This is a genomic window from Kitasatospora fiedleri, from assembly GCF_948472415.1.
In the GTDB taxonomy this organism is placed as follows: Bacteria; Actinomycetota; Actinomycetes; order Streptomycetales; family Streptomycetaceae; genus Kitasatospora; species Kitasatospora fiedleri.
Map to the genome: position 1 here is coordinate 7,067,137 of NZ_OX419519.1, position 9,502 is coordinate 7,076,638.

Here is a 9,502-nt window from a genome sequence, read left to right on the forward strand (position 1 = left end):
TCCTAGTCGTTGCTCATGTCGAAGACTCCCGGCCCGGCGGGCACCAGCTCGGCCGCGAAGCGCACACCGAGTAGCACCCGGCCCCGGGTCATGCGGTGCTGGCGGATGCCGCGCTCGTCCAGCGCGCTGATGAAGCCCCTGCGGGTCCACGCCTTCTCGCCCTGGGCCTCGCACCAGTCGCGGTACGCGGTGTACGCCTCCTGCGAGGGGACGTGGCTCTTGTCGCTGTCGACCTTCATCAGGACGTCCGTCAGGAACTCCGCCAAGGCATCACTGTTCTCCTTGAAGGCGGTGGTCGCGGTCTTGATGCAGTCCGGCTCCTGGAGGCCGCCCGCGTACCACTCGACCGCGCCGGCCACCGCCCAGGCGGCTATGCCCTCGGCCTCCTTGCGCAGCTCGGCGAAAATGCCGTGGTCCCGCTCCTCGGGCTTGAAGTACCGGTCGAACTTGATCAGCTTGACCCGCCTCCACAGGCCCTCGTCCTGGCTGCGGAAGCTGGGCGTGTGGTTGGAGGCCAGCCAGAGCAGGAAAGTGGGCTGGTAGGTGAAGAAGTTCTCTCGCATGAACCGCGCGGTCAGCCGGTCCGAACCGGTGGCGCGCTTCAGCACGGACTCGCTCATCGGCTTCCCGGCCTCGCCCTCGCTGGCCATCACCATCCGGGCCCCGCGCAGCGCGGCCAGGTCGGCGGGGATCGAGCTGCCCCGGTCTTCGAACGTCTCGAAGCGGGTGGTCTCGGACAGCGCGTCGAAGACGTACGACAGGGTGTCCAGGAACACCGACTTGCCGTTCGCGCCGACACCGACCAGCACGGCGAACGCCTGCTCCGCGGTCGACCCGGTGATGCCGTACCCGCACAGGCGGTGGATGTAGGCGGGCATCGTGGGCTCGGTGGGGAACACCTCGTCCAGGAAGCGCAGCCAACGAGGTGCCTTCGCCTCGGGCTTGTAGGTCCACGGCAGCGACTTGGTCAGCATGTCGGAGGGGTCGTGCGGGCGGAGGACGCCGGTCTTCAGGTCCACCGTGCCGTTGGCGAAGCTGAGCAGGTGAGGCTGGTGGTCGAAGTCGTCCACCGAGCAGTTCACCCCGCGCACCGAGGCCAGCTCGCGGATCAGGTCGTCAATGCGCCGGGCCATCGTGAACCCCTTCGACGCCTTGGCCAGGGGCAGGGCCGCGACCTGCTTCTCGTACTCCGCCTCCAGCGCGTCCCCGGCCAGCTTCAGCGCCAGGGCTTCGCGGATGATCGCCTTCTCCCGCGCCAGCGTCTCGACCATCGCCGCCCCGAGGTCGTGGGCGGCCTGGCGCACCAGCACCTCGTCACGAACCCAGTGCGTCCCGCTCCAGACGTGGAAACCCACACCATCGGCGTACTTGATGCCGCCCTTCATGAACTGCACCAGCGCGTGAGCGTTGACGATGTCGCTCGCCCCGTACCGGGACGCCGCCTCGCGGTAGGCGGCCACCGCCTCGGCCGGCGGCAGCGTCAGCGACGGCCGGTCCGGCTGGTAGGGGGTGGTCAGGCTGTCGATGGCGTACGCCGTCATCGGGTCTCTCTCCATACTGCGTAGTCCTTGAAGCCCGCAGGAAGCGTCAACTGGCGGGCGGGCACCTCCCGTTGGTGGAGGGCGGTGAGGATGGTGCGGGCGAAGGCGTGCCCGGCGCGGTCGGAATCGCCGCAGACCCGGACGTCCTTGCCCTCCAGCCCGGCGGCCAGGGCGTCCAGGGTGGCCGCGTCCTTGTTGAGCAGCGCGGCCCCGCGCACGCCCACGGCGTTGTAGCCGTCGGCGACGATCGCCAGCGGGTCCGACAGCCCCTCGGCGACGATCCACGGCGCATCCGGGTCCGGGCCGGGGAACACCCCGTACCGCTGCCACTCGAAGCCGGTCGGGTTGGCGAGCGAGATCCACCGCACCGGGCAGCGCCCCGAGAGGTCCCGGCCCTGGGCGCCCCTGGCCACTCCCGCGAAGTCGGCCATCGGCACGACGAGGCGGGGATACCGGACGAAGGGGCCGGGCACCCACTCGGGGCACGGCTGCGGGCCGGGCCACCAGCGCAGGCCCAGCCGGTCCTGCTCGGCGACCGGCAAGCCGAAACGTTTCTGCACGTAGCTGACAGCCGGGCCCGCGTCGGTCTCACCGGTCGGCAGGGAGTCCAGCCACACCCGCAGCGCCGCCGTCAGGAACGGCGAAACGGGCTCCGGCCGGGCCTCGGCGACGGCGGCCAGGCCCTCGGCGTCCACGTTGAACAGGTGCCGGGGCGTCAGGTCCATCCCGGCGACGATGTCCTCGAAGGCGCACCCGGCGCGGCAGGCCAGGCCCACCATGCCGGACGTCTTCAGGTTCAGCCACAGCGACGGCTTGCCGTCGTCGTGGGCCGGGCAGCGGGCGACCCATTCGCCGGGCTGGTAGTCCCGCCACTCCTCCAGGCGGTCCAGGATCGCCGACATGCGCACGGCCCTCACCTCTCCTCTTTTGTTAGTAACCGGCCTCCCGCAGAGCGCGGACGATCGCGGCGTGCGTGCGGATGGAGGTCACGGCGTAGCCGTCCTCGGTCTTCGCCCGGGGCCGCTTCACGTACGCGACCCCGAAGGGCTGGCCGGCGTTCTTCGCCTCGGCCTCGGCCTGGCGCACGTAGGCGGCCAGGTCGAACTGCTTCTCGGCCTTGCACTCCCCGGCGAACGGGCGGACCCCGAGGTCGCCGATGTCGGCCACGCCCTCCTGGACCTGGCGGCGGACGTTGTCCGGGTCGGTGGGGTCCTTCCAGCGCACCGAGCGGTCGCCGTCCTTCCAGAACTCCCGGTAGAGGCCGAGCTGTTCGTTCAGGTAGTCGGCCACCGCGGACTCCCACGCCGTCCCCTTGGCCTTCGCGCGGTTGGCCACTAGGCCATCACCACCGTCAGCGCCGCGCCCCGGAACACCGCGACGCCCGCGGCCTCCCAGCAGCGGGCGAAGTCCGGGCGCTGGCGGGCGTCGTGGAGGAAGAGGACCAGGTCCCCGGGCCCGGCGGCCCGAAGGTCGCCGAGCGGCGGGGCGGTCCCCGCCCCCACCAGGTAGGTCACGTCTCCTCCGGGGGCCGGGCCTCGCGGAAGTCCGCGACGTGGGCGGCGTCCGAGGCCCGCAGCAGGCGGCGCGGGGATACGCCGTCGGCGGCGAGGGCACGTGCTCGGGCGTGCAGGAAGGCTCGCCGCTGCTCGGGAGGGACGAGCCACAGCGGGGTGGAGTAGTCGGCCACCGCTCAGCCCCTCTCCGGCAGGTGGGCCCAGGAGGTCCGGCGGGCGATGTGGCGGCAGGCCCGCTCCGAGATGTTGAAGGCACCCGCGAGCGCGGACAGGCTGGCGCCCAGGTCGGCAGCGCGGCGGATGGCGTAGACCTTGCGTTCGGTCAATTTGGCCTGGCTGTTGCGGGTGCCGGCCGACGGCGGCCGGGGCGGCTCGCGGAACGCCGAGCGCATGATCTCCTGCGCGCGGTCGGTGGCGGCCAGCGGGTTGACGAGGCGGGCCGGGATCGGCTCGGCGGTGGTCGGGGTGTGCACGGGGTTCTCTCTCCAGGGAAACGGGAGCGGGACCGGCCTCCGAAGAAGCCGGTCCCGCTGGTGGTGCTGGGGGTGGAGCGCCGGTTAGAACGGCGGCTCCTCCTCGACGGCCGAAGCCGGGGTGTCGGTGATCGCAGCCTCGTAGGACTTGAGCACCTTCGCGGTGAGCTTCTGGTAGTCCACCTCGCGGCCCTTGCTCTCGTACTGCACCCGCTCGTTGATCAGGTTGACCAGGGCCGGGCCGCCGACCTTGGCCAGCGAGTTCTTCAGCGCGGGCAGCTCGCTGATCAGCGTCCAGCCCGACGTCTTGTAGCGGAAGACGCCCAGGCTCGGGTCGTGGGCGAGCCGGAAATTGATGCGGATGTCCGGCTTCGGCCCCCGCTCGTCCTTCGCCCGTGCCCGCAGCTCGGCGATGGTGCGCGGGCAGCGGCACGGCACGCCCACGTCCTCCGGCGGGGACAGGAAGGCCCGGGTGTCGCAGTGGTGGGCGAGCTTGCCGTTGACCCAGTGCTTCATGTCGAACTGGATCGCCTCGGGGCCGTCGATGACGACCTCGACGCGGTCGGTGTCGGTGTCCACCGCGATGGCGTCCTCGGCCTCGGTGTCCAGCTCGTGAGGCGTGCCGCCCAGCAGCTCCGCCACCGCGTCCGCGGTGGCCGGCACCGCGCTGGTGACCCGCCACTTGTGCAGGGCCCGGGGGAAGCCACCGGCCGGGTCGGGCTCGTAGGCCCGGAAGGTCCCGGCGACGTCCGGACGGGCGTTGGCTTCGGCGCGCTCCGCGCGCTCGGCCAGCTCCGGGTCGGAGTTGAAGATGTTGTCGAGAGCGTCGCTCAAGTTGATCCGTTCTGTAGAGGGGCGGGCCACCGGTAGGGCGGCCCGAGGTGTTTAGGCCGGGGTGGTTAACAAGCCCAGGTCAGGCGGCGCGGCGGGCGGTGCCGGTCTGGCGGCCGGTCTCGTTGGACCAGGCGACGCGGCCGATGATCCCGGCGTCCGAGGCCCGGTCGTCGGTGAAGCGGCGGCGCAGGGTCAGGAAGCGCTCGAACACCTCGCGGTCGATCTTCACCGGGCGGAACTCCGCCTTGTGCGGGGTGATGTGCAGTACCGCCCCGGCGTCCACCGTCGGGAACGGCTGGATCTTGCGGTCCACGGTGATCAGGTCGTCCGCGTGGGAGTAGGCCGCGAGCTGCGCGGCGACCGAGGTGTACACGCTCTTGCTGGTCTTGAGGTCGCCCAGGATGGTCTTGCCGTTGATGCGGACGAGGAAGTCGAACGACCCCGCGTACTCGTGCTCCCGCGACCACGCGACGTCTTCCGCGTGCAGCAGCTCGGGCTGGTAGCGGTCGAGCCATGCCTCGATGTGCGGCACGTACGGCTCGACGTCGTGGTGCGGGTACGGCACCTCCTCACCGCGCAGCCGCAGCTCGAAGAAGTCGTGGACCAAGCTGCCGACGTCGGCGCGGACCTTGGTGTACCTCTTCGCCGCGTACTTCAGGAAGTCCACGGCGGCCTGGCGGTCGCGGGCGGCGATGCGCTGGACGACCTCCAGGTCGGTGACGGCGGCCTCGGCCGCCATGCCGGCCGACCAGTCCTGAAGGAAGGGCTTGGCCTCCATCGACAAAATGCTGGTCACCGACGGGGCGAGGTCGCCGCTGACGGGGTGGACGTAGTAGCGGGAACCCTTCTGGTGGATCGTGCGGACGCCTTCGGACATGGGCTCTCTTCTCTGTTTCAGGGCATGGAAAAGGCCCGTCCCCGGGGTCGGGACGGGCCACCGCGGAGTGCGGGGTCAGGCAGCGGCGAGCAGCGAGGGCAGGGTGTCCGAGTAGCCGGGCACCTCCGCCTCGACGCGGGCGTTCGCGGCCTGCTCGTCGGCCTCCCGCTCGTCCTCGGCCAGCGGGTCCGGGACGGGCGTGTAGATGAACAGCACGTTCTCGATCGCGGCGGCGGTGCGGTCGATCGCGTCGAAGCGGTCGCGCAGGGTCATGCGGGGGCCTCCAGGGCTTCGCGGATTCGGGCGTGGAAGTCGGAGAGCGAGCCGGTGTTCGGGACCACGTGGTCGGCGTGCTCGGGGCCGAGCTGTTCGCTCGGGTGGTCGCCGTCCGGGGCTCCCCGGTCGATGAACCACACCTCGAACCCGGCCGCGCGTAGGGCCTGCACCTCGTTGTCGAAGCGCACGTCCGTCACCACGACCGGCCGGCCGATCGCGGCGGCGGCGAGCAGACAGCGGGTGATCCAGAAGTCCGGGTCGACGTGGCGGCGGACGCCCTCGGTGCCGAGCCGCTGAAGGAACCGGCGCGCGGCAGGGAACCTGTCCTTGACCTCCTCCCAGCCGTAGCGGTCCACCGCCTCGGCCAGGTGCACCGGGGCCGGGGCGTTCACGCCCAGCAGCTCGGTGCCCACCACCGGGTCGACGTCGTACGCCATCGCCTTCAGCGGGTCGGCCAGGGCGAGCCGGGCGAACCCGTACTCCCGCAGCAGGTCGGCCGCCGTGTCCTTGCCGGATCTGGCCCTGCCGATCAGTGCGATGTTCTTCATCCCGGTTCGCTCCTTCGTACCCGGTGGTCTTCTCCGTCTCCGTTGAGCCAGCCCGGTTAACACCCGACCGGAAACGCGAAAAGGCCCCGCCCTCCCCGGGGTGGGGAAGGCGGGGCCTGGGGAACGGGTCAGCTCAGGGACTCCTCCAACGCGAGCAGCGCGGCCCGGGTCTCGGCGAGTTCCCGGCGGAGCTGGTCCTTCTCCTTCGCGTCCACGCCGTCCAGCAGGGCGGGCGCCAGCGCGGTGGCAAGCCGGTGGAGCGCGTGGACCACGTCCGGAGCGTCGGCCGGCGCGATGGTCGGCGCGTCGTCGGCCAGGAGTGCGCCGAGCCGCTGGAGGGACGTGCGGCGGTGGTAGTCCTCAAGCCGCAGCTCGCTCTGAGCCTTCGGAATGATCTTGTAGTACGCGAAGATGGCGTCGGAGTCCGGCAGCCCTGGGAAGCGGTGGTTCCGCTCGGCAGAGTCGGTGTCCATGCTCCGGATGTAGTCGACGCGGATCTTGGACATAGCTGTCCGGACGCCCTGCAAGACGGCCTGCCGGTCCGCTGCCAGCTTCTCCCGCCGCTCCTTGGAGTCCCCGGGGACGGGCTTGAATCCTCCGGCGTCGAGAAGGTCTGACATCCACCGCTTTGCGTTGTGGCTGCTGCGGCTGAGGTCCGGCCGCCCCTCGCTGTTGGTGAACAGCAGGGCGGTCTCGAACACGACGGCCGCAAGAGCCTCGTACTCCCGTGCTCGCGCAGCACCCAGCAGCGGCAGCGCTCGGTCCATGATCTCCTGCGCGCCGGGAACCTCCTGCCAGGCGGGCGCGGCGGACTTCTTCGGGGGCATGGGTTCCTCTCGACTCGGACGGGACGACCGTTGTGCAACCAACGATGCCCGGCGTCCATTCCACCACGCCCGTCCCGGGAACGAGGAAAGGGCCCCGACCCGTCCGAGGACGAGCCGGGGCCCGGGGGGTCACCGCTTGATCTTCATGCCGTCCTCGCCGACTTCGACGGGGGCCTGGTGCGGGCACGCGCAGCACTCGGCGAGCGCTTCGGCGCGGGCGGCCTCGGTGCGGGCCTCGTCGGTCGCGTGGGTGACGACGCGCTTACCCGCGGAGTGGCCGGCGGCCATCGTGGCGGCGGTCAGCAGCAGGCCGATGACGGCCTCGTTGGTCTCGATCCCGGCGAGCTTCGGCACGACGGTCCCGAGCACGGTCAGCAGCGCGACGACGGCCGCGCGGGTCTTCACCGGGTTGTCGGTGAGCCAGGTCTTCAGGTCTTCCATGGTGCTCAGCCCTTCAGGCGTATGACGAGGTCGGCCAGGGCGGTGCCGCCCGCGAGGCCGGAGGCCACGACGCCGTAGCGCCAGACCTCCAGTTGGCGGACACGGTCTTCGTGGTCCTTCAGCGTCTGGTCCACCGCGTCGCTGCTCTGGGCAAGTGAGCGGACGTCCTCCCGCACGCCCACCAGTTGGTCATAGATCTCCCTCGGGCCGATCACGACGCCCAGGGGCTCGTTCGTGTCGGGCATCAGTAGCCTCCTTCGTTCCAGGCGATCGACTCGAAACTTCCGTAGACCGCGTTCGCGTAGCGGACCCCGGCGATGATCGAGTCAACGGGGGCGAGGATGTTGCGGTGGCCGGGCAGCGAGTAGGCGTCGAACGTCGGCCGGATGGTCTGGAGCAGGCCGTAAGTCCCGCCGTACAACGCCTCGTTGCTGTCCCAGTGGTTCTCGGCGAGGGGGTTGCCGCTGGACTCGACCATCGCCCGGTGCTCGATCGCGGCAGCGGACGGGACGAGGTCGCCGTTCGCCCGCAGGATGTCCCGAGCCTCCTCGATCCACCCGGGCAGGTCGTTCGAGTAGCTGGTGCTCGGTGCAGGCGTCGGCTCCTCGACCGGCGGTGCCGGGACGGGCTCGGCCGGGGCCTGCGCGGGTGCGGCGGGCTCCGGGGCCGCAGCGGGTTCCGGAGCCTTCGGGGTCGCCGGGCGCGGGGCCGGGGCGGAACCGTCGGGGACGACGATGGACTGGCCGGGGAAGATCAGGTCCGGGTTCGCCACGGTGGCGGAGTTGGCGGAGACCAGGGCCTCCAGGGTGACGCGGCGGCTGGCGGCGATGTCCCACAGGGTGTCGCCGGGCACGACGGTGTGGACCGGCGGCGCGGCGGCTCCGGCCGGGGCGGTCGGCAGGCTGACGACCTGCCCGACCTCGATGCGGTCCGGGTCGCTGATCTGCGGGTTCGCGTTGACCACCGCGTCCAGGCCGACGCCGAAGCGGGCGGCGATGGCGGACAGGGTGTCGCCCGCAGCGACCGTGTGGGTGGCCGCGCCCGGGGCCGGGGCGGGCAGCGGGTCCGGGCTCGGGACCGGCTGCGGGGTCTCGGCCGGAGCGGGCTCGACGGGGGCCGGGCTCGCGCTCGGCTCCGGTGCGGCGGTTGCCGGTGCGGCCGTCGGCGACGCGGCGGGGACGGTGATCTGCTGGCCCTCGGTGATCCGGTCCGGGTTGTCGATCTGAGGGTTCAGGGAGAGCAGCCCGGCAACCGAGGTGCCCAGCGCCACGGCGATGCCGCCCAGGGTCATGCCCCGGCGCACGGTGAACGTCCGGGTGGCCGGCGGCCGGGGCGCGGGGGCCTCGCCGAACTGGCTGAGCAGACGGGCGAGCTGCTTCGGGCCGGGGATGCCGTCGGCGTCCGCGCCCGAGTCGCCGAGCTTGAGCTGCCAGGCGCGGAACGACTCGGTGTCCGCGCTGCCCCACACCGGGCCGGGGCCCTCGGTGTAACGGGAGCAGCCCGCCCGGACGAGGGCGCGGCCCATCACGGTGATGTGCTCGCCCCGGGCACCGGGGCCGTACGCCTTGCCGTCGATGGTGACGGCCTGGCCGGTCGGGGTGCTGGTGCCGCCGCTGGTGGAGTAGGCGGGGCGGCCGACGCCGAGCACGACGGAGCGCGGGCGGACCTTGCGGGCGACGTAGCCGCCGGAGCCCTGGCCCGCGCCGTCGCCCTTCGCGGTGTTGCCCTCGACGGTCTTCACGCTCTGGCCGGGGGCGGAGTCCTCCAGGACGATGCCGACGTGGTCGGCGGTGGGGCCGCCGTCCCAGGTGAAGAAGATGATGTCGCCGCGCTTGAAGGCGGCGTCGCGGCCGAACCACTGGCCCCGGTTCCGGAACGCCTGGACGTGGCTGGGGCAGTAGGCGAAGCGGCCGACGGCCGCGGCCTCCCCACCCTTGTCGGCGCACCAGCTAACGAACATGTCGCAGAAGGGTTCGTGGTTGAAGCCCGGGGCGTACCACTTCCCGAACACGGTGTCGTAGTACTTGCCGCTCGGGCTCCGGCCGCCCCGGTAGTTCTGGTCGGCCCACGTCAGGGCCTCGGTGATCACTGCTTCGCGGGAGATGGGCGGTCCTTTCAACGAGGAAGCCCCGCACCGGAGTTCGGGCGGGGCCGCTGCGCGGGTTGCAGCT

At 71.8% G+C, this 9,502-nt stretch carries 14 protein-coding genes; all 14 read right to left on the minus strand.

Features of this window, described 5'->3' with window-relative positions:
* Window positions 1–2 precede the first annotated feature (2 nt).
* Window positions 3–1,556, minus strand: a complete 1,554-nt coding sequence (locus tag QMQ26_RS31930) for a DNA primase family protein (RefSeq protein WP_282203662.1) — start codon at window positions 1,554–1,556, stop codon at window positions 3–5.
* A complete protein-coding gene (locus QMQ26_RS31935; protein WP_282203663.1) occupies window positions 1,538–2,443 on the minus strand; it encodes a toprim domain-containing protein in 906 nt (301 codons plus the stop codon). Before QMQ26_RS31935 ends, QMQ26_RS31930 begins: the two co-directional genes overlap by 19 nt.
* 28 nt (window positions 2,444–2,471) lie before the next feature.
* Complete coding sequence (locus tag QMQ26_RS31940) at window positions 2,472–2,876, minus strand: hypothetical protein (RefSeq protein ID WP_282203664.1); 405 nt, start codon at window positions 2,874–2,876, stop codon at window positions 2,472–2,474.
* A complete protein-coding gene (locus tag QMQ26_RS31945; RefSeq protein ID WP_282203665.1) occupies window positions 2,876–3,055 on the minus strand; it encodes a hypothetical protein in 180 nt (59 codons plus the stop codon). The genes QMQ26_RS31940 and QMQ26_RS31945 overlap by 1 nt, the downstream gene beginning before the upstream one ends.
* Window positions 3,052–3,228, minus strand: a complete 177-nt coding sequence (locus QMQ26_RS31950; RefSeq protein WP_282203666.1) for a hypothetical protein — start codon at window positions 3,226–3,228, stop codon at window positions 3,052–3,054. The genes QMQ26_RS31945 and QMQ26_RS31950 overlap by 4 nt, the downstream gene beginning before the upstream one ends.
* Before the next feature lie 3 nt (window positions 3,229–3,231).
* Window positions 3,232–3,528, minus strand: a complete 297-nt coding sequence (locus tag QMQ26_RS31955; RefSeq protein WP_282203667.1) for a hypothetical protein — start codon at window positions 3,526–3,528, stop codon at window positions 3,232–3,234.
* Window positions 3,529–3,612: 84 nt separating this feature from the next.
* On the minus strand, window positions 3,613–4,362 hold the full coding sequence (locus QMQ26_RS31960; RefSeq protein WP_282203668.1) for a recombination directionality factor: 750 nt from the start codon (window positions 4,360–4,362) through the stop codon (window positions 3,613–3,615).
* Between the two features lie 79 nt (window positions 4,363–4,441).
* Window positions 4,442–5,239, minus strand: coding sequence for a hypothetical protein (locus QMQ26_RS31965; protein WP_282203669.1), 798 nt, complete (start codon window positions 5,237–5,239; stop codon window positions 4,442–4,444).
* Window positions 5,240–5,314: 75 nt separating this feature from the next.
* Window positions 5,315–5,512: a hypothetical protein gene (locus QMQ26_RS31970; protein ID WP_282203670.1), complete on the minus strand. Its 198-nt coding sequence runs from the start codon at window positions 5,510–5,512 to the stop codon at window positions 5,315–5,317.
* Window positions 5,509–6,063, minus strand: coding sequence for a deoxynucleotide monophosphate kinase family protein (locus tag QMQ26_RS31975; RefSeq protein ID WP_282203671.1), 555 nt, complete (start codon window positions 6,061–6,063; stop codon window positions 5,509–5,511). Before QMQ26_RS31975 ends, QMQ26_RS31970 begins: the two co-directional genes overlap by 4 nt.
* Window positions 6,064–6,191: 128 nt before the next feature.
* On the minus strand, window positions 6,192–6,890 hold the full coding sequence (locus QMQ26_RS31980) for a hypothetical protein (protein ID WP_282203672.1): 699 nt from the start codon (window positions 6,888–6,890) through the stop codon (window positions 6,192–6,194).
* Between the two features lie 129 nt (window positions 6,891–7,019).
* Window positions 7,020–7,331, minus strand: coding sequence for a hypothetical protein (locus tag QMQ26_RS31985; RefSeq protein ID WP_282203673.1), 312 nt, complete (start codon window positions 7,329–7,331; stop codon window positions 7,020–7,022).
* A 5-nt stretch (window positions 7,332–7,336) separates the two neighbouring features.
* Entirely contained in the window at window positions 7,337–7,576 is a 240-nt protein-coding gene (locus QMQ26_RS31990; RefSeq protein WP_282203674.1) for a hypothetical protein, read from the minus strand.
* Window positions 7,576–9,420, minus strand: a complete 1,845-nt coding sequence (locus QMQ26_RS31995) for a LysM peptidoglycan-binding domain-containing protein (RefSeq protein WP_282203675.1) — start codon at window positions 9,418–9,420, stop codon at window positions 7,576–7,578. The genes QMQ26_RS31990 and QMQ26_RS31995 overlap by 1 nt, the downstream gene beginning before the upstream one ends.
* Window positions 9,421–9,502 lie beyond the last annotated feature (82 nt).